We start from the raw sequence: 24,202 nt of genomic DNA on the forward strand, positions 1-24,202 counted from the left end.
CGTTGCGATCCGTCGAGCGCGTCGTGCAGTAAGGACCACGCAACTGCGGAAGCGCATGCGTGGCTAAGCCATGTTCTCGGCTTCGTATAGACGCCGCCCGGCAGCGTCCTTCGCGCCGACAATCGGCTCGAAATCGATCGGCCATTCAATGCCGATGTCCGGATCGCTCCACAAGATGCAGCGCTCCAGTTCGGGAAACCAGTACTCGGTTGTTTTCCACAGACACTCGGCGACGTCGGAAAGTACGACGAAGCCATGCGCGAAGCCCGGCGGCACCCAGATCTGCCGATGGTTTTCCGCACTCAGGTGCGTGCCGCACCACTTGCCGAAGTTCGGTGAATTGAGCCGCACGTCCACGGCGACGTCGAAAATTTCGCCTGCCACGACCTGCATGAGCCGGCCTTGCGGACGTTGGACCTGGTAGTGCAATCCGCGCAGCACGCCATGCACCGCGCGCAGATGCCGGTCTTGCACGAAGTCGAAACCGCGTGCGACGTCGGCGGTAAACTCGTCCGCGGCAAAGCTCTCATAACAGAAACCGAATGGGTCGCCAAACACCTCGGGCTCGATGAGTTTCACTTCCGGCAGTGCCGTTGCCAACACCTGGTTGCCCATGCCACTGTGCCCGTAAGAAACTGCTCGACAAAGAACGAGGATACCGCCGCGCATCCGCGCGGCGGCCTTGAAACGCGCCTGCCCTACAGACGCGCTCTACTGTCAGAGCTCCGAGGAGGCAAGCCGGCTGCGGGCGCGATATTCGGTTGGCGATAGCGCCATGCGCTTGCGGAAGATCTTTGCAAGGCGGTCGCCGTTGCCGGTGCCGCTGCGCCGCGCGATCTTGTCGACCGGCAGTTCGGTTTCAGTGAGGAAGTTGCAAGCAATCCGCAGACGCACCTGCAACAGGTAGTCGGACGGTGTGACGTGCATCTCATGCTTGAAACGACGCAGGAAATTGCGCTCACTCATCGCGGCGACCTGGGCTGCGTCGGCAACCGACACCGGACGGTCGCAGTTCGCTTCCATCCAGCGCGCGGCCGCGCGGATTTTTTCCGCCACGCTCAGCGTGCCGCCCTCGGCGGGCAGCGGAACCCACGTCGCAGCCATGCCAGGCATCACGCGTTCGGCAACGCTGCGCGCCAGTTCTGCGCCTAGATCGCGCTTGATGAACATCAGCGCGCTGCGGGCGCAGTCATTGCGATCGTTGGACGCGCTGAGGATAGCGTCCGCCCCGCCGCGGCCATAGCGGCCGATTTGCAGCGCCTCCGGGTCGCCCGGATTGGCCGCCTCCAGCACGAGCCGCCCTTCGCCGATGGTTTCGATCGCACGAGTGCGTGCCTGCACCGAGCGCAGCCAGCCGAGCAGGCGCTGGTCGCGGGCCGCCTCATGCGCGCCGTGACCGCCGGCAATGAAAAGGACGTCGAAGCCGGTTCCATAGCGCGTGTCGATACGATCGGTCCAGATGCGCGCGGCCGACGAACTGGGCACGCTGCCGCCGTCGAGCGACAGGAACTGCACTTCATACGGCGGCTCTTCGCCTGGGCGCGTACCGGAAAGTTCGTTCGCGGTCTGGAACATTTCGACGACCGTACCGGGGCCAAGCAACCAGAAGCCGTCGAACAACAGCACACCAATTCGCCGCGCCGCTGTGCGCACATTGACAGCGGGCGTGTGTAACCAGGTAACCCTCGCGGAATCGACGTGGATGTGGGACATGGTCTTCCTCAAAATGTCTACGTGGTTGGACGAGGACGCGCGTTACTCCGACGATATGGATCAACTGATAATCGCTATTCAACATCGGTGAACGCCGCTTCACGCATTATCAGCGATGTTAGCCGAATGAATCCCGTTAGTAAATTTGAAAACAACGGAATTAGCCAGGCATTTAACGTCTGACGAAAATTATTCTCATTTGATGCAAGTAATAATTAGCCGACGCGTGAATCCGGAGCGGAAAAACCTACCGCGCGCCGCCGCCGAGCCCTGCGAGCCGCGGCTGAGCGGGACCGCAGCCCGCCTCGCTTTCCCCGTGGAATGCCGTGTGCATACGCCCGGCGGCGTGTGCGGCATTGGAGAGCTATCAAAACGTTTCAAAGCTGAACACACCGGCGCACCGCAATGGCCCTTTTAATTGGATTTGTTATTCGCACATTCGGAATGTGCCTTGTCAGCCGTGGTAATTAGCCCGCAACGATTCTAATCGAGCGATTATTCGTTTATGCGAACGTTTTAAAATCGCAAAAAATGTTTCATTTATGAAACATGATCTGTTTATTCTTCAGATTAATCGGCGCCACTGTAGAGCGGTTCCTTGCGTGAAACGCTAATTCTTCAGAAGATTGGGAATCGTGTGATGCTTCCCGTTCGCGTACGCAGGGAAGCCGGCGCGCGGCTCGCCTCGAACGGCGAGCCGCGTCGCAATGCTTAAAGGGTCAGCTCGAATGACTTTGCGAGGATGCCCGGCAATTGCATGCCGCCCGTCGCCCGCTCGCCCCACGTCCCATCGCTCAGAAGCAATTCGGCGTGCGCGCCGATCTGTTCGAGTTCGCTGCCAAGCAGGCGATACAGGCTGTCGTCGAACCGCATGGCTTCGAGCGGCGCGGCGATCTCTCCGTTCTCCACCCAGAAGGTCGCGAAGCGCGTCATGCCGGTGAGCCGGCAATTCATCCGGTCCGAAAAGTTCACGTACCACAAGTTGCCGATGTAAAGCCCGGTGCCCAGTTGCGCAAGCACGTCCTCGTCCATCAGGTCGCCAGGCTGCATGGCGAGCGACGCCGGCGATTCTTCGGCGAGCGCGCCGTTGGGCGTCCAGCCGTATTCCCTTGCGCTGCGTGCATTGGTCAGTTGCCCGGCACTGCGGCCCGCTGTGATCAGCGCAACGCTGTCGCGCAAGTAGCCGTCGTCGTTGAAGCCCGGTGTGATGCCAAGGCCGAGGTCTTCGCTGAGCGTGACGCGACGATCCAGCGCGATCTCGCCCACGTGCAGCTTGTACAACTCGCTGCGCGAACTGGCCTGCGCGCGCGCCGAAAAACCGCGCCACGCCGTTACGCCCAATAGCTCCGCAAGTGCGGCTGGAGCGAGCCATGCGCGATAGCGTCCAGGCGCGAGCGCACGAGGCGCGCGAGCAAGCACCGCGAGACGCGTGGCAGCCTGTTCCACTTTGCCGGCGAAGACCGCATCGCTCCAGTCGTCGCCGGCATATGTGGTCTTGATTGCCCGACCGCTCGGGTCATAGAGCGACCAGCTGAAATTGAAGTTGTCGACTTCATACCAGCCGCGGCTGCCACGCGTCGACGCGAAGCCGCGCACGATGGTGCCGCCCGCATAAAAGCCCACGAAATCGAGGCCGCGCGCGCATTCGGCGACGACGCGCAACAAGCCGTGCGGATCCGGCAATCTGCCCGACCGCCGCGTGGTGCGCTGCCATGCGGACGTATCGAACAGCAGGTGCGGATCGTCGGCGGCATCGCGCAGACCCTCGCGCAACGTGGCCAGCGCGGCGCGCACTTCGTCGACGTCGTGCTCCAGTTCGCCGCACACCGTCAACGTTGAATACGCCTGCCGCGCGCCGTCAATCAGACGCAAGGTCAGCTTGCCTTGCGAGACGGTGCCGCTTTGCCGCACTTTGCCCGCGTTGAAGCGAATGAAGTCGGACTGCTCGCCGGCAAACGAACTGAGCGTAGTTTCGCCGCGTTGCTGGAGACGCTCGATCGCATCGGCGAGCGACGTGAAGTGCCGTTGCCAGTCCACGGCATGCGCGGCGCGCGGTGACATGAAGTCGCTCATCACGCGCCTCCGAACACGTCGACATTGCTGAATACGCAAGCGGGCGACGCGTGGCCCACGCGAATGATCTGCGCCGGTTCTCCCTTGCCGCACATCGACGTGCCATACACTTCGCGCGTGTCGGCGTTGCCGACCGCGCTCAAGCTGCGCCAGAAATTCGCGGAAATGCCGCGATAGTTCGGCTGCTTGACGATCTGCGTGAGCTTGCCGTTCTCGATCAGTTGCCCGAATTCGCAGCCGAACTGAAATTTGTTGCGATGATCGTCAATCGACCAGGACGTGTTGGTGCGCATCAGAATGCCGTGTTCGATGTTGCCGATCATCTCGTCGAGCGAACTCTCGCCCGGTTCGATATTCAGGTTCGCCATGCGGTCGATGGGCGGCCGGTTCCAGTTCGACGCACGCGAATTCGCCACGCCCGGCATGTCCGCGCGTTGCTGCGAGAGCGCGCCGCCAAGCGGCCGCTCCAGCACGCCGTTGCGAATCAGATATTCCTTGTGCGCTTCGGAGCCGTCGTCGTCGAATGCGTAGGCTGCAGCTTCTTCGCGCAACTCGGGGTCGAAAGTCACGTTCAGCAGTTCAGAGCCGTAGCGGTAAGAGCCGAACATGTCCGGCTTCACGAAGCTCCAGCCGGCAAAATTGCGCTCGTCGCCGAGAATCCGGTCGAGTTCCAGCGGATGGCCGATCGACTCGTGAATCTGCAGCATCATCTGATCGGGCATCAGCAGAAGGTCGCGCTTGCCCGACGGGCAATTTGGCGCGGCGAGCAATTGCAGCGCCTCGGCGGCGACGCGCGGGCCGCAGCCGTCGAAACCGAAGCGCGCCAGCACGTCCATGCCGCCCTGTCCGAGCGTGCCGTAGTTGCCGCCGAGTGTGCGCACTTGCGTGTCGCCATTCGCATGCGCTGCGACGCTCAACTGCGGCATCACGAAGCGGAACCGCTGATCGATACGCACGCCGTCGCCGGTCATATAAAGCTGATCGGTGTGAATGATCTGCATCGCGGCCACTCGCTCGACGATGCGCGAATCCAGCTTCGCCGCCGCGCACTCGGCGCCGAGCCGGTCGATCCACTCGGCGCGGCCCGGCAGCGTGTGCTGGGCATTCGGCGACACGTACTCGCCACTCGCCGACGGACGCGCCACTTCGCGATGATCGATCAACGACAATGCCGCGCTCGCCTCGGCGCGTGCGGTGGCGAGATCGAGCGCCTGCTGCAAGCCCGCCGCCGAGAGATTCGCCGTCGCCGCGTAGCCGGCTCCCGCGCCGACCCACGCGATGAGCATCGCGCCACGATCGCGCACGGTGCGCAGCGGTTGCGCGATATCGTTACGAACCTCGTGATCGTCGATCTGTTCGTCGACGATGCGCAGCGACCAGAACTCCGCGCGGCTCTTAAGCGAGCGGGCGGCCTGCGCCCAGCGTTCGTCAATCATTCACACTCCTTGGAGTTTGCGCGGAATCCGGCCGCGCCATCAGCAGCGACGAGGCCAGAAGCGATCGTGTATAGGGATGCGACGGCGCATGCAAAACTTCGAGCGTATCACCGGCCTCGACGACCCGCCCGGACTTCATGACGATCACACGGTGCGCCATGGCCCGCATCACCGCGAGATCGTGCGTGATGAGAAGGTAGCTTAGCTTGCGCGTTTTCTGTAAATGTACCAGCAGAGCGAGCACCTGCTGCTGGATCGACACGTCGAGCGCGCTCGTCGGTTCATCGAGCACCAGCAGTTCCGGCTCCACTGCAAGCGCTCGTGCAATCGCAATCCGTTGACGCTGCCCGCCGGAAAACTCGTGCGGATAACGCGGCATCGCGTCGGCGGGCAGCCCCACCTCCTCCAGCAGACTGGCAACGCGTACACGCCTCGCCTTTGCGTCGATCTCGGGCCGATGCACGGCAAGACCTTCACCGACGATCTGCTCCACCGTCATGCGCGGCGACAGCGAGCCGAACGGATCCTGGAACACCACCTGCATGCGCGAGTACAACGCCCGCCGCGAAGCAGCCGTCTTCAACACCGACAACGGCATGCCGTCGATATGCACATGACCCGCAGCAGCCCTGTTCAAACCGAGCACGGTTGCCGCAAGCGTCGATTTTCCCGATCCCGATTCGCCTGCAATGCCGAGGGTTTCGCCGCGCCGCACGCTCAAATCGACGTCATGCACCGCGCGAAACGTGGAGCGGCCGAACAGCGATCGCCAACCTTTGGCGGGCGTGCTGTAGTCGACGGAAAGCCCCTGCACTTCGAGCAGACGGCGCGCGCCTTTTTCGAGCGGCGCTACGGAGCGGCGCGGCTCGCTGTCGAGCAAGCGCTGCGTGTACGGATGCCGCGGATCTTCGAACAACGCTTGCGTCGTATTCGTTTCGACCAGCACGCCCTTCTCCATCACCGCGACGCGCTGCGCGAAACGCCTGACGAGATTCAGATCGTGCGTGATCAGCAACACCGCCATGCCGCGCTCGGCGGCTTCCTGTTCCTGGAGTTCGATCAACAGGTCGACGATCTGCTGGCGCACGGTCACGTCGAGCGCGGTAGTGGGCTCGTCGGCGAGCAGCAGGCGAGGACGGCACGCGAGCGCCATCGCGATCATCGCGCGCTGGCGCTGGCCGCCTGACAACTGATGCGGAAAACTGTCGATGCGGCGCTCCGGCTCCGGAATGCCCGTGCGCCTGAGCAACTCGATGCCGCGCGAGCGTGCCGCATTCGGCCGCAAGCCCTCGTGCAGGCGCACGCTTTCCGCGATCTGCTTGCCGATCGTAAAAAGCGGATTGAGCGCGGTCATGGGTTCCTGAAACACCATGGCCACGTCCGCGCCGCGCAGCCCGCGCATCTGCTGCTCGGTCTTGCGCAACAGGTCTTCACCGTCGAGCAGAATGCGTCCGCTCAAATGCGCGTGGTCGACGAGCCGCAGAATGGACAACGCGGTGACGCTCTTGCCCGAGCCCGATTCGCCGACGAGCGCAACGCGCTCGCCACACGCGATGGAAAGATTAAGATCGCGCACCGCGAGCTTGTCGCCGAAACGCGCGGAAAAGCGCTCGATTTCCAGCAGCGGCCGGTCGTTCGACGTGACGCTCATCGCGGCGCCCCCCCGAATGCTGAACCGCGCGAACGCGTGTCGAGCGCATTGCGCAGCGCGTCGCCGATAAAAGTCAGCAGCAGCAACGTGACCACGAGCGCGGCGAACGCCGACACCGAAATCCACCAGGCGTCCAGATTGTTTTTACCCTCCTGCAATAACTCGCCGAGGCTCGGCGTCGGCGGCGGCACACCGAGCCCGAGAAAATCGAGGCTCGTCAGCGACAGGATCGCCGCGCTCATCCTGAAAGGCAGGAACGTGATAACCGGCGTGAGACTGTTCGGCAACACATGACGCCAGATGATCTGCCCGTTCGACAGGCCCATCGTCCGTGCGGCTTTGACATAGTCGAGCGAACGGTTGCGCAGGAACTCCGCGCGAACGTAGTCGGACAGCACGAGCCAGCCGAACATCGACAGAAGAATGAACAGCAGCCACAGCGTCGGCTCGAAGATCGACGCGAAGATGATGAGCAGATACAGGTCGGGCATCGAACTCCATATCTCGATCAGGCGCTGGCCGATCAGATCGGTGCGCCCGCCGTAAAAGCCCTGTACCGCGCCCGCCGCCACGCCGATCAGCACGCCCGAGACCGTGAGCGCGAGCGCCATCGACACCGACAGCCTGAAGCCGTAAAGAAGCCGCGCGAGCACGTCCCGCCCGTATTGATCGGTGCCGAGCCAGTTCGACGACGTGGGCGGCGCCGGATACGGATGCGCGGCGAAATAGTCGATCGTGTCGTAGTGAAAGTGGTTCGGCGGATAGACCGCGAAGTTGCCGTTCGCCTCCAGCCGCGAGCGAATATACGGATCGAGGTAATTCGCGCGCGCCGGAAAATCGCCGCCGAAAAGCGTCTCCGGATAGTCCTTTACGATCGGGAAATAGTAATGCCCGTCATAGCGGACAACGAGCGGCCGGTCATTCGACAGCACCTCGCCGAGCAGGCTGAGAACGAACAGCGAAGCGAGGATCATGAGGCTCCAGTAGCCCAGACGCTGCCGCCGGAAGCGCAGCCACGTGCGCCGCCACGGAGACGGCACTAAGCCGCGTGGCGCGGCGGACGCGTCATCGGTCAAGCCGGTTGAACTGGATACGCGGGTCGACGAGGACATAGCAGACGTCAGCAATGAGTTTGGTTACAAGGGCGATCAACGTGAAGAGAAAGAGCGAGCCCAGCACGACCGGGTAATCGCGGCGAATCACGGAGTCGTATGAGAGCTGGCCCATGCCGTCAAGTGAAAACAAAGTCTCGATCAGCAGATTGCCGTTCAGGAACGCGCCGACGAACGCCGCCGGCAATCCGGTCAGCAGCGGAATCGCCGCGTTGCGCAGCACGTGTTTCCACAACACGTCGCGCTGGGTTGCGCCCTTCGCACGCGCGGTCAGCACATACTGACGGCCGATCTCTTCGAGAAACGTGTTCTTGGTGAGGATCGTGACGACCGCAAAATTGCCGACCACCGAGGCCGTGACGGGCAGCACGATGTGCCACAGATAATCGAGCAGCTTGCCGAATGTGCTCAGCTCACCGAAGTTATCCGATGTGAGACCGCGCATGGGGAATACCTGCCAGAAGGTGCCGCCGCCGAACAGCATCAGCAGCAAAACGCCCAGCACGAAGCCGGGAATTGCGTAGCCCGCGAGCACGAGCACGCTCGTCACGGTGTCGAAGCGCGAGCCGTTGCGCACCGCCTTGGCGATGCCGAGCGGCACCGAAACCAGATAGGTGAGCAACACCGTCCAGAGCCCGAGCGTGATCGACACCGGAAGCTTCGAGCGGATCACGTCCCATACTCTTGCGTGCTGATAGTAGGACTGTCCGAGGTCGAAGCTCGCGTAGTGTTCGAGCATCAGCACATAGCGCTCGAGCGGCGGCTTGTCGAAGCCGAACTGTTTCTTGATCTGCTCGATCTGCTGCGGATCGACACCCTGACTGCCGTGATAACCGCCGCCGCCCGCCCCCGCGTCTCCGCCACGGCCAGTGCCGTGGCGGAGTTGCGTCATCACCTGTTCGACCGGCCCACCCGGCACGAACTGCGTGACGATGAAAGTCAGCGTGACGACACCAAGCAAGGTCGGCACCATCAACAGCAATCGTCTGAAAATGTACGCAAGCATGTCGCTTTCCGATGAACTCAATGTGACGCGGCCGGCCGTTTGGCGAACCAGTAGTCGATAACCCAATCCTCGTACTGGTACGAGGCCGGCACGATCTCCGGAAAACCGAGCGTGGTCTTGTAGCCAATGCGCGCGCCCGGCGCGTAATACTCGGGCACGAGGTAATAGGAGTTGATCAGCACGCGGTCGAGTGCGCGGGTTGCCGCCTGCAGATCGTCGAGCGTGGTCGCGGCGAGCGCGGCATGGATCAGCGAGTCGACTGCGGGCGAGCGGATCCCCGGGTAATTCTCCGAGCCCACCTGCGAGGCCGCCGCGCTGCCGAAGCGGCGTGCGAGTTCCACACCGGGAATGGTGACCGGCGGATAGATATACGTGGTCATGTCGAACTCGAAGTTGTCGATCCGCTTCTGATACAACGCACTGTCGATCTCGCGCAGATGCGCCTCTATTCCGAGGTTCGCCAGCGCCTGCATATACGGAAGAATCAGCCGGTCCATGCCGGGCTGATCGTCGATGATCTCGATCTTCATCGGCGTGCCGTTGGCGTCGCGCAACGCGCCGTCGCGATAGTGCCAGCCGGCTTGCGCGAGCAGATCGCGCGCCACGCGCAGATTACCGCGTAGCGAATTCGGCGGCAGCGTGTCGGGCGGCTTCACCATCGGGCCGAACACTTCAGGCGGCAGACTCGCGCGGTACGGTTCGAGCAGCGCGAGTTCCTTCGCGCCCGGCATGCCGCTCGCACCAAACGGGCTCGCAGCGAAATAGCTGCCGGTGCGCCGGTACTGGCCGTAGAACATCATCCGGTTCATCCAGTCGTAATCGAACGCCATGGTCAACGCATGGCGCACCCGCACGTCCCGGAACATCGGCTTGCGCAGATTGATCAGCATGCCTTGCATCTGGGCGGGGCCGTCTGCGAAATTGCCTTTCTTCAACACACCGTTGTCGAAGTTCTTGCCCACGTACTTGCGCGCCCATTGCGTCGCGCTGTATTCGACGATCGCATCGGCGTCGCCGGCCTTGAAGGCTTCGAGTTGCGTGTAGTGGTCGCGATACAGCTTGAACGTGATATGCGCAAAGCGGTACATGCCGCGCCTCGACGGCAGGTCTGCCGCCCAATACGCCGGATTGCGCCTGTACGTGATCTCCTTGTCGTTCTTGCGCGATTCGACGAGATATGGGCCGCTCGAAACCGGCACCTCGTTCGCAATCTGGTCGAACGGCGCGCGCGTGCCGTCGGCACGCATCCCCCATTTCGGCGAGAACACCGGCAGGTCGCCCGCAATCAGCGGCGCGCCGCGCTCGGCATGCCTGAATTCAAAGCGCACGGTGGCCCGATCGACCAAGACCGCGCGCCTGATCACCGCGAATTGGGCATTGAACATCGGCGACGCCTGCGGGCTCGTCAACGTGTCGAACGAATATTTGACGTCGGCTGCGGTAATCGGATCGCCGTTCGAGAAGCGAGCGGCCGGATTGATGTGAAACGTCGCCGACGACAGATCGGGCGCGACTTCCACGTCGTCCGCAATCAACGGATACTCCGACGCAAGCTCGTCCCAGCTTCGCTGCATGAGCGTGTCGAACATCAGGTGCAGCACGTCCGGCGCGGGTGCGCCACGCACGAGGAACGGATTCATCGAATCGTAGGTCTGCAACTCGTTGTAGTTCTGAAAGCTGAGCGTGCCGTCCGCGGGCGCGTTGGGATCGGCGTAGTCGAAGTGGGTGAAGTTCGCCGGATATCGGGGCTCGTCGTATTGCGATATCGATGGCCTCGCGTGCGCGGATGGCATGCCCAATGTGAGACCGAGGCCGAGCACGACGGCGCGCGCCCACAGCGAGGCCACGCTCGAGCCCGGCCGCGGCAGATATGCGAGCATGCGCAACGCGAGCGGCCAGCGAAACTTCACAGGTCTCATTTATTCCAAGCGCTAAAAGGTCGCGCGCCGGCTGCGAGCCGGCACGCGGTACGTCGAATCGCGCGAGGATGGTTCTGTCCATCGCCCGCGCTCCCTTCTCCACTGCGGTTGCGGCCTTACTGGTCGTCGTCGCTCGGTGCGGTCTTGAACGAGAACGCAACCTCGCCTACGTACGGCTCGGCATTCTTCTCGCAACGGTACGACCTGGCCGCGGTGATGACCGCGTCGTTGAAGACCGAGGTCGGCGGTGTCACGCGCACGATCTTTACGTCGCTGACGCTGCCGTCGGGACTGATCGACAGATGGGCGATCACCGTCGCCGACAGTCCCTCTTGCAACGCGCGGCGCGGAATCTGCGGCTGCACGGCCTGGCAGTGACCGCGTCCGTCGACCACGCCGTGTAACGCCGGCGGCGCCACCGGCGCAGGCGGAGCGGCAGGCGCCGTGGCTGGACCCGGCGTCGCGTTTGCCGTGGCGAGCGCGGGCGCATTCGCGCTCGGATTCGCGGCGGGCGCGATGTTCGCGGGTTTGGGCGTCGCCGACGGCATCGCCGGCGGCGGCTTCGGAGTCGGCTGCGGCTTGGGTTGCTGCTGTTTAGGCGGCGGTTTTACCGGCGTCGGCGCGGGCGGCGGCTCGAGCTTTTTCACCTCGGGCGGCGGCGGCGGTGGCGGCGGCGCCATCGTCACTTCCATGATCTTGCGCGGCGCGGGCGGCTCCTGCCTGAAGCTCACCTGCGAGAGCCCCGCGACGATCAGCAATTCGACGACGAGGGCGGCAGCGAGCGCAGTCTTCATGGACATGCGGCCATGATGCGCCGGATTGGACGACGCCCAGAGGGCGCCGCTCAGGCGGCTTTGCGGGTCTTTCATGTCGAGTACCGGAGAGCTCATGTCGTCGGATTGGTGGCGAGTGCAACCGAGCTGATGCCCGCCGCGCGCACGAGGTCCATCACCTTGACGATGTCCTTGTAGCTCGTGCCTTCGTCGCCCGCGATCGCCACGTCGACCTTCTTCGAATCATGCACGAGCCCTTGCAGATGCGCGGTCAACTCCGTGGGCGTGACCGGCTTCGCGTCGAGATAAATCTCGTCGGTCTTCGTGACGCCGATCGACACCTTGACCGTCTGCTGCAACTGCTCCGCCGTGCTCGATTGCGGCAGATCGAGCTTGATGCCCGCGCCCTGAATCATCTTCAGCGTGGCAAGCATGAAGAACACAAGCAGGAACATCATGATGTCGATCATCGGAATGATCTCGATGCGCGCCTTCTCTTCCGCGCCCAGGTAATGGCTGCGATGGTTACGCATGATCCTTCTCCTTGGAAGCGGATGTTCAGGCGGCGAACCGCGACACGAGCAGCGACTTGATCAGATCGAACTGATTGACCGTCATCCGGATACGCTTGTTGAAGTAGTTCAGGAAGATCACGCAGATAATGGCGATCGTCAGGCCGCACGCAGTAGCCGTGAGCGCGTGGCCGATGCCGCCCGTCACGCCGTTCGGATTCGCGGTGCCGCTCGTGCCGAGCACGTTGAACGACTCGACCATGCCGATGATCGTGCCGAGCAGGCCGAGCAACGGCCCGAGCGTCACCGCGGTGTCGAGAATCCACAGATTGCGGTCGAGGCGCGGCATCTGGAACATGATGGTTTCCTCCAGTTCGCGCTCCACCACCGCTTCGGGTTTGCCCTGCACCTTCAGCGCACTTTTGACCAGTTCGCCCTGCACGGTTGCTTTGTAGTGCTCGGCGACTTTCTGTGCGTCGGACAGATTGGCCGGCTCGACCATCTTCAGATCATGTTCGAGCGTCTTGCCCGCCTTGACCGCTCGCGAGAAGAACATGAAGCGCTCGACGATGATCGAGATGCCCAGCAGGAAGATGAAGGCCAGAACGGGAATCAGGCCCATCGATTGAACTGAATAGTTGATAAGGGTATTGAGCACGGGGAACTCCAGTTGCGTCTCTAACAAAGTTGGGCCGCTTCGGTCCCGAAGACGGGAGCCGAAGCAGCCGACCGACTAAACAGACTGCTTTTCAAAAACAGACATCGAGGACTTAGAAGCGGTACGTCGCGCCGACCTGGAAGAAGCGGCCGATGTTGGTGTAAAGCGACTGGTCGTAGCCGGTGATATCCGGTGTGGCCTGCCACTCGACGTCGAACGGCGGCTTGCGATCGAAGATGTTGTTGATGCCGCCGTAGATGGTCCAGTGCTTGAAGCCGCGATACGTGGCCATCAGGTTGAACTGGCTGTACGACGCCACCGACAACGTGCCGCCGTCGCCGAATTCGGACGCCACCGCATTCGTGTAAGGGCCCGTGTACTGCCACGTGAGCGTGGTCGTGAGCTTGCGATAGTCCCAGCTCAGGCTAGTGTTGCCCTTCCAGCGCGGGTTGCTCGCGCCGAACGGTTGCAGCAGCGCAAGGTTGTTACCCGCGAAGTCCTGCGTCGGTGCGCCGGGGCTGTTCAGCTTGAAGTGCCACACATAGGCCCAGTCGCCGGCGAGCGTGAACGTGCCGTACTTCGTGCCGACCGACTTGCGGAAGTTCATGTCGAAGCCGTCGGTGTCGAGCGAGCCGAGATTGACGAACTGCTCCTTGATGTAGGCGACCGTGCCGTCCGCATTGCGAATCACCGTCGACGGGTCGTTCGCGTTCATCACCGCATTCGGATCGTTGGTGCCGATCACGCCGTCGATGTGAATCTTGTAGAACGCTGCGCCGATATCGGTCGACGAATCCGGCGAGAGCTGGAAGCCGATGTTGTAGTTCTTCGTATGCTCGGGCTGCAGGTTCGGGTTGCCATTGACCTGTTCAGTCGTAAAGCGCTTGGTCGACGAACCGCTCGGATCGTTCGGATCGACCAGGTTCTGGTGCGCAAGATAGGTTGCCTGCGAGTTTTCGACGAGCGTCGGCGCACGGAAACCGCGGCTATACGACGCAAATGCCGTGAGCGCCTGCACCGGCTGGAAGCGCAGCGCAAAGCTCGGCGAGAACGCGCCGCCGAAGTCGCTGTAGTGGTCGTAACGGCCCGCCTGCGTGAACGTCAGATTGCGGATGATCGGAATGTCGACCTGGTAGTAGACAGCGGCCACGTTGCGCTCGCCGTCGACCGTCTGCACGTTGGCCGGCGCGGTGATGCCCTGCACAGTGTACGTGCGCGAATTGATCAGCGAACTCTCGTGGCGGAATTCCGTACCGAAGCCGACGCCGACCGGGCCGCCCGGCAGATTGAACAGATTGCCGGTCGAGGTTTTCGCCGTCACGCTGTCGAGCTTCGAGATAGCCTGTTCGTAGTCGTTCTGGAACACGCCGTTCAGCCCGTTAGGCGTGGCCGACGGATTCGCGAAATCGTATACGCCGTTCTGCAGAATGTTCTCGACACCCGCCACGTTCAACATGTTTCTGTAGGTCGTGTCCACGGTGCTTTGCGAATGACCGTAGTCCGCAGACCAGTCCCAGTCGCCGAACTTCTGCGTGGTGAACGAGCCCTTCACGCCGGTCATCGCGCGCCAGAAGGTGGACACCGTATCCGCTGAAATAGTGTTGGGGAACGTGTAGTTGATCTGCGCCGGTGCGCCGAACGGGTTGTACGGATTGGTCCCCGGAACGGTGCGCGACAGCGGCAGCGCGGAACCGGTGGCCGGATTGTAGGCGTTGGTTATGCTCGAAAGTGCCGCGGGGCCTTCGTTCTGCACGGTTTCGTTGCGGCTCACCCATAGATCCGCGTAGGCCTGCACGTCGTCATTGATCTTGAAGGTGCCGCGCACCTTTGCGTTCAAACGCGTTGTAGACGGAACCAGCGAGGTCGTGCTCGCGGGATTCGATTTACACTCCGCGCCGCCGTCCGCCGACACGCTGCCGGGAGGGCATGGGTTGAGCGCGGTCTTGGTGCCGTCAGGAGCCGTCCAGTACGACTGCTGGTTCGGCCCGAGCGGGCCTGCAAGGCCGCCGGGGAACTGGCTGAAGTCCTGGTTGGCCGTCATCGAACGATCGGCGAGCGAGGAACCGGTGTCGCGGTAATAGCTCGCCGCAGCCGTTACGTTGAAGCGGTCCGAATTCAGATCGCCGAAGCCGCCGAGCACGCCGAAGTTGCCCTGCGCGTCGCCCGGATGCTGCGCCTTGCCCAGTTGGCCGTCGAACTGCAAGCCCTGGAAGTTCTTCTTCGTGATGATGTTGACCACGCCGGCAATCGCGTCCGAGCCGTACACCGACACGGCGCCCGTCTTCACGATGTCGATGTGATCCACCATATTGAGCGGGATCGAGTTCACGTCGAAGAACGTGTCGGTGAAGTTCACCGCCTTGCCGTAATTGGCGACGCGCTGTCCGTCCACCAGAACCAGCGTGTACTTTTCGCTCAAGCCGCGCAACGCGATGCCCCCACCGCCTTGCGCCGAGCTGTTCATGGTCGTTTGGCCCCAACTGCTGCCAGAGTTGGCGGACGTGCCGCGCAGAAAATCAGCCACGGTCGTGTAACCGCTCTGCTCGATTTCCTTCGGCGTGATGGTTTGCACCTCGGTATTGCCGACCTTATCCGACGTGCGGATCAGCGAGCCGGTAACTTCCACGCGCTGCATCTTCGTTACGTTGCCCGAGTCCGTCGCTGTCGGAGTGGCTTCCGACGTCGTAGTGGCCGCGGTATTGCCGGTCGTCGCCGGCTGGCTTTGTGCAAACGCCGGTGCGGCCATAGCCGCCGACAAGGCGAGTTCTGCCCAAAGCATCCTTTTAATGGCCAACGCCAATGCCCTTTGTTTCATTTTCCCCTTCTCACTTGTCAGTAAGACCACACCTGTTGTGCAAAGAAAAGCCTTATGAACTTCCCTGCCCTTTTTACGACGACGGCGCACCACGCTTTACCGAATATGCCCAGCGTTAGTGCAAATAAGTCCAAAACGATTAAATTGCGTTTAATCCAATCACTTTGCGAAAGGCGATACGAATCCAATTCAATCGATTGAATTGGACTACTAATTTACTAACAGAAATGAAAGCTTTTCTATTTCGTGCAATGTTCATGTCGAGGTGAACCAGCCCGCTTTCACGGCGCGCCATTTTCGGCGCGGCTCGGCACATTCACTGAGACATAAACACTTTGGATGCCTAACTTTTCATCAACCCGCCAGCGTTCTGCCGAGGGCACTTCCGGTGCGAGCTTGCTTCTACCCGGCTGATCTGTCAGCGAGTTGAAAGATTCACTGACTGGGGAACACTATTGCTACAGAACCGCCTGCGCGCAAGGCTCAGCTCAAATTGCGCTGCATGTCATGCGGTGGCAGAAACATAGCAAGTCAGAATCACGTAGTCAAAATTTGTTTGATATAAGCAAATATTGTTTCGCGCACCACACTCACTGCTCGTCCGGCTGCTATGTCGCAAAGCTGGACCATGCCTCAGACGGTCGTGGCAAGCGATTACGCATTTCCAGCGCGAGCGGAAGCGGCGGCCGAATTACGGACGCGTGACTTTCAACCAGGCTGGAAAAGCGTGAAGAAGAGCCCGGTGCGCGTGTCCCGCCAACGCACCAAGCGTTATGAAACACTCAATGGACAGGGACAATAACAAATCAAAATCGGTCGTCAAACTTTTTTTGATGGCATTGTTTCAATCTGGCACTGCCCGGCCTTTAGACGGGACGTTCTAAAGTTTTTCGAATTTGCTCGTGTGCCAACCCGGCTTGCGATATACGACGATGTGACAGTGCACTAAACAAAACATTGTCTCGAACTAAACACGCTCTAGGGGAATGGAAAGGGCCCGCATCGCCTGGTCGGCAATGCGGGCCCTCTCTTTTGCTACGCGACTCGAAGTTTCCGCTACCCGTTGGTGCCTTCGCCCGCTTCGACTTGCGCAGCGCGAGCGCCGCCATGTGCAGTACGGTCGAGCACAGGCTTCAACGCTGCGCCGGTGTGGCTCGCGCGAATCTGCACGATTCCTTCGGGGTCCGTAGCAGCGACGACTGTCCCCCCACCCACACCGCCTTCGGGTCCGAGGTCGATGATCCAGTCTGCCTCGGCGATCACATCGAGGTCATGCTCGATCACCACGACGCTATGGCCGCCGTCGGCGAGACGATGCAGCACGCGAATCAACTTGGCGACGTCGGCCATATGCAGGCCAACCGTCGGCTCGTCGAGCACATACAACGTATGCGGCGATTTCTGACCGCGCCGCGTAATGTCGTCGCGCACCTTGCTCAACTCGGTGACGAGTTTGATGCGCTGCGCCTCGCCGCCCGACAAGGTAGGCGATGGCTGACCGAGCGTGAGGTAACCGAGCCCCACGTCTTTCATCAACTGCAGAGGATGGGCAATGTTCGAGATCGGCGCAAAGAACTCGACAGCCTCATCGATTTCCATGGTGAGCACGTCGCCGATATTCTTGCCCCGCCACGTCACTGCGAGCGTTTCAGGGTTGAAGCGCTGCCCGTGGCAGACATCGCACGGCACTTTCACATCCGGCAGGAAGCTCATGCCGATGGTGCGCACGCCTTGCCCTTCACAAGCTGGGCAGCGGCCCTCGCCTGTGTTGAACGAGAAGCGCGATGCCGTGTAGCCCCGCGCGCGAGCTTCGAGCGTGCCGGCAAACAGCTTGCGAATTGCGTCCCACACGCCGATGTACGTTGCGGGACACGAGCGCGGCGTCTTGCCGATTGGCGTCTGATCGACTTCCAGCACGCGGTCGATGCTTTCCCAACCCGTAATCGAGTCGCAGCCCTGCCACGCATGCGTGACGTTCAGCGGAGCACGCGGCGCGGTGCGCGCGAGCACGCTCGAACGGCGGTTCGCGGCGGGCTTCTCTTCTGCCGCCGCTCGCGCCCGACGCGTAGCCGGCGACGACAACACCGAGCGCCCAACTGCGTCGAGCAGGTTCGCCATGAGCACGTCACGCGCAAGCGTGGACTTGCCCGAGCCGCTGACACCCGTCACCGCGACGAGTCGCGACAGCGGAATGCCCACGGTGACGTTGCGCAGATTGTGCAGTTTGCCGCCGTGCACGGTCAGCCAGTTCTCGGGCACCGCCGCCGCGCGCTTACCCGGCGCGACGACTTTGCGACGCGGCTGCAGCGGATGCACGATGGGCGTTGCGAGAAACTGCCCCGTCAGCGATTCGGGCTGCGCGGACAGATCCGCCACGCTGCCCTGCGCGATCAGCGTGCCGCCGCGCTTGCCGGCGCCCGGCCCGATGTCGATGATGTGATCGGCCCGCCGGATCGTGTCTTCGTCGTGCTCGACGACCACGAGCGTATTGCCCTTGTCGCCAAGCTTGCGCAGCGCGTTCAGCAGGATCTGATTGTCGCGTGGATGCAGGCCGATGGTCGGCTCGTCCAGCACATAGCAGACGCCTTGCAGGTTGCTGCCCAGTTGCGCGGCGAGGCGAATGCGCTGCGCCTCGCCGCCCGACAGGCTCGGCGCTGCCCGGTCGAGGCTCAGATAACCGAGCCCAACCTCTTCGAGAAACTGCAAACGGCTGCCGATCTCGCTGACTACGTCGCGCGCAATCTCAGCGTCGCGGCCTGTCATGTGCAAACCGTCGATCCACGCGCGCGTGTCCGTCACGGTCCATTGCGCGACGTCGGTAATGGCTTGCGCGTCGAACGTGACGGCGCGCGCGGTGGGATTCAAACGCGTGCCCACGCAATCCGGACACGGTTCGTCGACGAGACCTTCGGGTTCCTGCTCTTCCGACGGCAAACTCTGTTCGCGGCCACGATTGTCGTCTACGACGATCGTGTCGTCGTACGCGGCGCGTTGCTCGCGTGTGAGCGCGAGCCCCGTGCCCACACAGGTCGTGCACCAGCCATGCTTGCTGTTATACGAGAACATGCGCGGATCGAGCTCGGGGTAGCTCGTGCCGCAAACCGGACACGCCCGCTTGGTGGAGAGCACCTTGACCGCGCCGAGCTTCGCAGTAGGCTGGCCACCGTTTATTGCGTCATGCAGACCGTCGAGCGGCGCGAGCAGATGCATCACACCCTTGCCGACTTCCAGCGTCTGATCGAGCGCGTGCCGCAGTTCCGCTTCGTTGTCCGCCGACACGATCAGGTCGGCGACCGGCAATTCAATAGTGTGCTCACGGAAGCGGTCGAGCTTCGGCCACGGGTCCACCGGCACGAATTCGCCGTCCACCCGCAGATGCGTATTGCCCCGAGCTTTTGCCCACTTCGCGAGATCGGTGTACACGCCTTTGCGGTTGACCACGAGCGGAGCGAGGAAGCCGACGTGCTGCCCCTTATGGTCACGCAGCAATTGCGCGGCGATGGACTCGACGCTTTGCGACGTAACCGGTGTGCCGTCATGAATGCAATGCTGCAAACCGAGCTTCACATACAGCAGGCGCAGGAAATGCCACACCTCGGACGTGGTCGCCACCGTACTCTTGCGGCCGCCGCGCGACAGACGCTGTTCGATCGCGACCGTCGGCGGGATGCCGTACACGGCGTCGACCTCAGGCCGGCCTGCGGGCTGCACGATGGAACGCGCGTACGCATTGAGCGATTCGAGGTAGCGGCGTTGCCCTTCGTGGAAAAGAATGTCGAACGCGAGCGTCGACTTGCCCGACCCCGACACACCGGTGATGACATTGAACTTGCCATGCGGGATGTCGACGTCCAGCGCTTTCAGATTGTGCTCGCGCGCGTTGACGATGCGTACCACGTCTTCACCTTCGATGGCACGGCGCGCGCGCGCCGCGCTCAGCGCCTTCTGCAACGGAATGCCTTGCGATGCCTCCTCGGCAGGCTGCGCAGCCGCGCTCATTGCGCGGTCGTAGTGCAACAGCGCTTCGCCGGTATGCGATTCGGGGCAGCCCTTGACGTCTTCCGGCGTGCCGGCGCACAGCACGCGGCCACCGCCGTCGCCGCCCTCGGGACCGAGGTCGATGATCCAGTCTGCCGCGCGAATCACGTCGAGATTGTGCTCGATCACGATCAGCGAATGACCGCTTGCCAGCAGCTTGCCGAACGCCTGCATCAGCTTGGCAATATCGTCGAAATGCAGGCCGGTGGTCGGCTCGTCGAACATGAAAAGGCGTTTGGCGACTGCCTGCTTCGCGCCGCGCGCGGTGCGCGCCTGCGCGGATTCAGCGAGAAAGCCCGCGAGTTTGAGCCGCTGCGCCTCGCCGCCCGATAAAGTGGGCACCGGCTGGCCGAGCTTCACGTATTCGAGGCCCACGTCGACGATAGGCTGCAGCACGCGCAATACTTCGGCGTCCTTCGAAAAATAGGCGGCGGCTTCGCTGACGGTCAGTTCGAGCACGTCTGCGATGCTCAACGCACGCGCGGGTTCGCCGCGCTCGATCTTCGCTTCGAGCAGTTCGGCGCGATAACGGCGGCCGTCGCAGTCCGGACAGCGCAAATACACGTCGCTCAAGAACTGCATTTCGATGTGTTCGAAGCCCGAACCGCCGCACGTCGGGCAGCGCCCGTCGCCGGAATTGAAGCTGAACATGCCCGGGCCATAGCCGCGTTGTTGCGCAAGCGGCGCCTTCGCGAACAGCTTGCGGATTTCGTCGAACGCGCCGACGTAGCTCGCGGGATTGGAGCGCGCGGTCTTGCCGATCGGCGACTGGTCGACGAACACGACGTCGGTGACCTGGTCCGCGCCGGTCAGGCTGCGAAATGCACCGGGTGACTCGGTGGCGAGACCGAAGTGCCGCGCCATGGCCGGGTACAGCACGTCTTGCAGCAACGTGGATTTGCCGGAGCCCGACACACCCGTTACGCAGACGAGCCGCTGCAGCGGAATCTCCACCGTCACGTCGCGCAAATTATGTTCGGTCGCGCCTTCGAGCACGATGCGAGGCGTGCTCGCGTCGACCGGGCGCTGCGACCAGTGCGCCGCGTCCGCCACGTGCCGGCGGCCGCCGAGATATTCGCCGGTGAGCGTGCCCGACGAGCGGATGGCCTCGGGCACACCGTCGTAAATGATCGAGCCGCCCCGCTCGCCCGGCCCCGGACCCATGTCGATCAGGCGATCGGCCGCCAGCATGACCGACGGATCGTGTTCGACAACCACCAGCGTATTGCCCGCGTCCCGCAGACGATGCATGGCTTCGACGATACGGTTCAAATCGCGCGGATGCAGGCCGATGCTCGGCTCGTCGAGCACGAACAGCGTTTTCGTGAGCGACGTGCCGAGCGCCGTGGTCAGATTGATCCGCTGCACTTCGCCGCCCGACAGCGTGCGGCTTTGGCGGTCGAGCGTCAGGTAGCCGAGCCCGACGTCGCACAGGTATTTGAGGCGTGTGCGCACTTCCGCGAGCAGCAGCTTGAGCGCGTCGTCGAGCAAAGCGCTCGGCAAACTGATTTCGTCGAAGAAGCGGCGGATGCGCTCGATCGGCATCAGCATCAGATCGTGCACGGTGAGACCGGGCAACGCTTCGAGCTGAGCGCGGTTCCATTCGACGCCGCGCGGCATGAAGCGCTGTGCGGGCGTCAGCACGTCGTCGGCGTTCTTCTTGCTGCCGAGGCGCCACAGCAGCGATTCCGTTTTCAGGCGCGCGCCGCCGCAGGTTTCGCATGGCGTGTAGCTGCGGTACTTCGACAGCAGCACGCGGATATGCATCTTGTACGCTTTCGATTCGAGATATTCGAAGAAGCGTTTGACGCCGTACCAATGGCTTTGCCACTTGCCGTTCCAGTCAGGCGAGCCGTTGATCACCCAGTCGCGCTCGGCGTCCGTGAGTTCGCCCCACGGCGTGCCGCGGCGTATGTCGGCCTTCGCCGCGTAGCGCATCAGATCGTCCTGACACTCCTTCCACGCCGGCGTTTGCATGGGCTTGATCGCGCCGTCGCGCAACGTCTTGCGCGCGTCTGGAATCACGAGACCCAGGTCGACGCCGATCACGCGGCCGAACCCACGGCAGACCTCGCACGCGCCGTACGCCGAGTTGAACGAGAACAGCGCCGGTTGCGGATCGGCGTAGCGCAGATCGCTCTCCGGGCTGTGCAGTCCCGTGGAGAAACGCCAGATTTGCGGCTCGGCTTGCTGTGCCTCAGGCGGCTGCTGGCCTTCGGAAGCCGGCGGCAGCACGTAGATATTCACGCGCCCGCCGCCGCGCTTGAGCGACGCCTCGATCGCCTCGACAACGCGCTGCTTGTCCGCCTGGCGCAGGCGGAAACGGTCCGCGACGACGTCCAGCAGTTTGCGTCTGCCGGTAGGCGACTCGACCTCGCGCTGCGCCTGCACGCGCGTGTAGCCGCTCGCCGACAGCCATTGCTCCACTTCCTGCTCGGACGCCGACTCCGGCAATTCGACCGGGAACGTGACGACCAGTCGCGGATCGTCCTTTTCCGTGCGTTCGAGCAGCTCGGCATAGATCGTTTCAGGCGTGTCGTGACGCACCTGATGCGCCGTCTTGCGGTCGAACAGTTCGGCCGCGCGCGCGTAGAGGAGCTTCAGATGGTCGTTGAGCTCCGTCATGGTGCCGACGGTGGAGCGCGAACTACGCACCGGATTGGTCTGGTCGATCGCGATGGCGGGCGGCACGCCGTCGACCCGGTCGACTTGCGGCCGGTCCATGCGATCAAGGAACTGCCGCGCGTACGCGCTAAACGTTTCGACGTAGCGCCGCTGCCCTTCCGCGTAAAGCGTGTCGAACACGAGGCTCGACTTGCCGGACCCGGACGGGCCGGTAACGACCGTCATTTCGCCGGTTTTCACGTCGAGATCGACGTTTTTGAGGTTGTGCTGGCGCGCGCCGCGAATCTTGATAATGCCGTTGGATGACAATTTTTCGACCGTCTGAATGAGTGGGCCACCTCTCACGGACGCCTCGCGACCGCGCAAGTTCAGTGCAAACGGGCGCTGAGGCGCTGAAGCCGCGCCCGCTTGCAGTTGAACACTATACTGTATATTTATACAGTTTTCCACGACGCGCACCGGCCAAGTTTGGCGCACTTCGTGTCATAACGCCCCGCTACACGGCCGGCGCCATCCCGCGCGCGGCGTCAGCCGTCAGGCGTCGCCGTCCTTGCGCCCTTCGTAGGCTGTCAGGAGCTTGTGAGCGACCATGTCGACGGCCGGTTTGACCAGGCCGTTCTTGTCGGTCCACACCTTGGGCGTGATTGCCCCGCTCAGCGCAACGCTGTCCGCGTCGCTCAACGCGAGCAGCGCCGTTTGCACGCCGTTATCGAACGCAATCACGTTGACGAAAATCGTGTCGCCGTCATTGGTGACCGCGCGCACCTTGCAGGTCACGAAGCGCGTACCGTTTTGCCCCGTGCGAAGCTGCGCCTCGCCATACAGGCGCCCGCTCACCAGTCCATCGATCATCTTGCTGCTCCCTTGATTGCAGGTTCCGCACCCGATGTGCGGCGCACATCATCCCACGATGACCTTACACGGCGGCGCTTACGCCGTGCCCGCCGCCTCGAAGATATCGCGCAGCCACGTTGCAAACACGCGCACCCGCGACGACAGTTGCCGATTCTGCGGATACAGCACGGACACCGACATCGGCGGCGGCGGAAAATTCGCGAGAATGATCTTAAGACGCCCGCTTGCCAGTTCATCCGACACGCGATAGCGCGGCACCTGAACCATGCCCAGCCCGGCCACCGCCGAACCCGTATAGAGTTCGACGCCCGTCACGGACACCGCGCCGGGCAACAGCATCGGCGTAATGCGGCCTTCGATGTCGAATTCGAGCGGCACCGGCTTGCCCGTTGCGCTAGACACATAGTTGACCGCGCGGTGCGATTCGAGCGCCGACGGATCGGCGGGCTCGCCATATTTCTCCAGATAAGCCGGGCTCGCCACCGTCACTTGCTGCAGTTGCGCGACACGCCGCCCGACCATCGACGAATCCTGCAGCGTGCCGGCCCGCAGCACGCAGTCGATGCCCTTGCGCACCAGGTCGACCAGACGGTCGTCTTCGCCGATTGTCAGTTCGATATCAGGGTAGCGTGCGAGGAACACCGGCAGCGTCGGCACGACGAAGTGCCGGGCAAGCGTGCCTTGCAGATTCACACGTAACAGGCCTTTGGGCGCCAGGTTAGAGAACGAGCCCTCCGCCTCTTCCATATCGGCGATCAACCGCACGCAGCGTCCGTAATACGCCTGCCCGTCTGGCGTCAGGCGAACCGTTCGCGTGGTGCGCTCCAGCAGCCGCGCGCCGAGCCGCTCCTCCAAACGTTTGATGAGGTTCGTGACCGTGGCGCGCGGTATCTGCAAGTCGTCGGACGCACGCGTGAAGCTTTGCCGCTCGGCGACCCGCACGAACACACGCATTTCTTCGAAACGGTCCATATGGGCGCTATTGTTAAAGAAGATCGAATGATGATGGCGAGTCT

Annotated in this window: 15 protein-coding genes; all 15 read right to left on the reverse strand. The window is 62.7% G+C overall.

Features of this window, described 5'->3' with window-relative positions; genetic code table 11:
* Positions 1-63: 63 nt before the first annotated feature.
* Complete coding sequence (gene rfbC / locus H281_RS0125180) at positions 64-615, reverse strand: dTDP-4-dehydrorhamnose 3,5-epimerase (protein WP_020069906.1); 552 nt, start codon at positions 613-615, stop codon at positions 64-66.
* Between the two features lie 102 nt (positions 616-717).
* A complete protein-coding gene (locus H281_RS0125185; protein WP_027804932.1) occupies positions 718-1,713 on the reverse strand; it encodes a GlxA family transcriptional regulator in 996 nt (331 codons plus the stop codon).
* Between the two features lie 711 nt (positions 1,714-2,424).
* Positions 2,425-3,786, reverse strand: coding sequence for a metallopeptidase TldD-related protein (locus H281_RS0125195; RefSeq protein WP_020069909.1), 1,362 nt, complete (start codon positions 3,784-3,786; stop codon positions 2,425-2,427).
* A complete protein-coding gene (locus tag H281_RS0125200; protein WP_020069910.1) occupies positions 3,786-5,222 on the reverse strand; it encodes a TldD/PmbA family protein in 1,437 nt (478 codons plus the stop codon). The genes H281_RS0125195 and H281_RS0125200 overlap by 1 nt, the downstream gene beginning before the upstream one ends.
* Positions 5,215-6,873, reverse strand: coding sequence for an ABC transporter ATP-binding protein (locus H281_RS0125205; protein ID WP_020069911.1), 1,659 nt, complete (start codon positions 6,871-6,873; stop codon positions 5,215-5,217). Before H281_RS0125205 ends, H281_RS0125200 begins: the two co-directional genes overlap by 8 nt.
* Positions 6,870-7,985 carry an ABC transporter permease gene (locus H281_RS0125210; RefSeq protein WP_027804933.1) on the reverse strand — a complete coding sequence of 372 codons (1,116 nt, stop codon included), beginning with the start codon at positions 7,983-7,985 and terminating at the stop codon, positions 6,870-6,872. Before H281_RS0125210 ends, H281_RS0125205 begins: the two co-directional genes overlap by 4 nt.
* Positions 7,939-8,991 (reverse strand): microcin C ABC transporter permease YejB, encoded by a 1,053-nt coding sequence (locus tag H281_RS0125215; RefSeq protein ID WP_020069913.1) that lies wholly within the window; start codon positions 8,989-8,991, stop codon positions 7,939-7,941. Before H281_RS0125215 ends, H281_RS0125210 begins: the two co-directional genes overlap by 47 nt.
* A gap of 17 nt (positions 8,992-9,008) precedes the next feature.
* On the reverse strand, positions 9,009-10,910 hold the full coding sequence (locus H281_RS0125220; RefSeq protein WP_027804934.1) for an extracellular solute-binding protein: 1,902 nt from the start codon (positions 10,908-10,910) through the stop codon (positions 9,009-9,011).
* Between the two features lie 116 nt (positions 10,911-11,026).
* The gene (locus H281_RS0125225; protein ID WP_027777379.1) at positions 11,027-11,800 is read right to left on the reverse strand and encodes an energy transducer TonB; all 774 of its coding nucleotides are present in this window, start codon (positions 11,798-11,800) and stop codon (positions 11,027-11,029) included.
* Positions 11,797-12,216 (reverse strand): ExbD/TolR family protein, encoded by a 420-nt coding sequence (locus H281_RS0125230; RefSeq protein WP_020069916.1) that lies wholly within the window; start codon positions 12,214-12,216, stop codon positions 11,797-11,799. The genes H281_RS0125225 and H281_RS0125230 overlap by 4 nt, the downstream gene beginning before the upstream one ends.
* A 25-nt stretch (positions 12,217-12,241) precedes the next feature.
* Entirely contained in the window at positions 12,242-12,853 is a 612-nt protein-coding gene (locus tag H281_RS0125235) for a MotA/TolQ/ExbB proton channel family protein (protein WP_020069917.1), read from the reverse strand.
* A 112-nt stretch (positions 12,854-12,965) separates the two neighbouring features.
* Positions 12,966-15,668 carry a TonB-dependent receptor plug domain-containing protein gene (locus H281_RS0125240; RefSeq protein WP_027804935.1) on the reverse strand — a complete coding sequence of 901 codons (2,703 nt, stop codon included), beginning with the start codon at positions 15,666-15,668 and terminating at the stop codon, positions 12,966-12,968.
* 1,056 nt (positions 15,669-16,724) lie between these two features.
* On the reverse strand, positions 16,725-22,640 hold the full coding sequence (gene uvrA, locus H281_RS0125245; RefSeq protein WP_033379677.1) for an excinuclease ABC subunit UvrA: 5,916 nt from the start codon (positions 22,638-22,640) through the stop codon (positions 16,725-16,727).
* Between the two features lie 225 nt (positions 22,641-22,865).
* On the reverse strand, positions 22,866-23,183 hold the full coding sequence (locus H281_RS0125250; RefSeq protein ID WP_020069920.1) for a single-stranded DNA-binding protein: 318 nt from the start codon (positions 23,181-23,183) through the stop codon (positions 22,866-22,868).
* A gap of 78 nt (positions 23,184-23,261) precedes the next feature.
* Positions 23,262-24,158, reverse strand: coding sequence for a LysR family transcriptional regulator (locus tag H281_RS0125255; protein WP_020069921.1), 897 nt, complete (start codon positions 24,156-24,158; stop codon positions 23,262-23,264).
* Positions 24,159-24,202: the final 44 nt, after the last annotated feature.

The organism is Paraburkholderia caledonica (assembly GCF_000383275.1).
Taxonomy (GTDB): Bacteria; Pseudomonadota; Gammaproteobacteria; order Burkholderiales; family Burkholderiaceae; genus Paraburkholderia; species Paraburkholderia caledonica.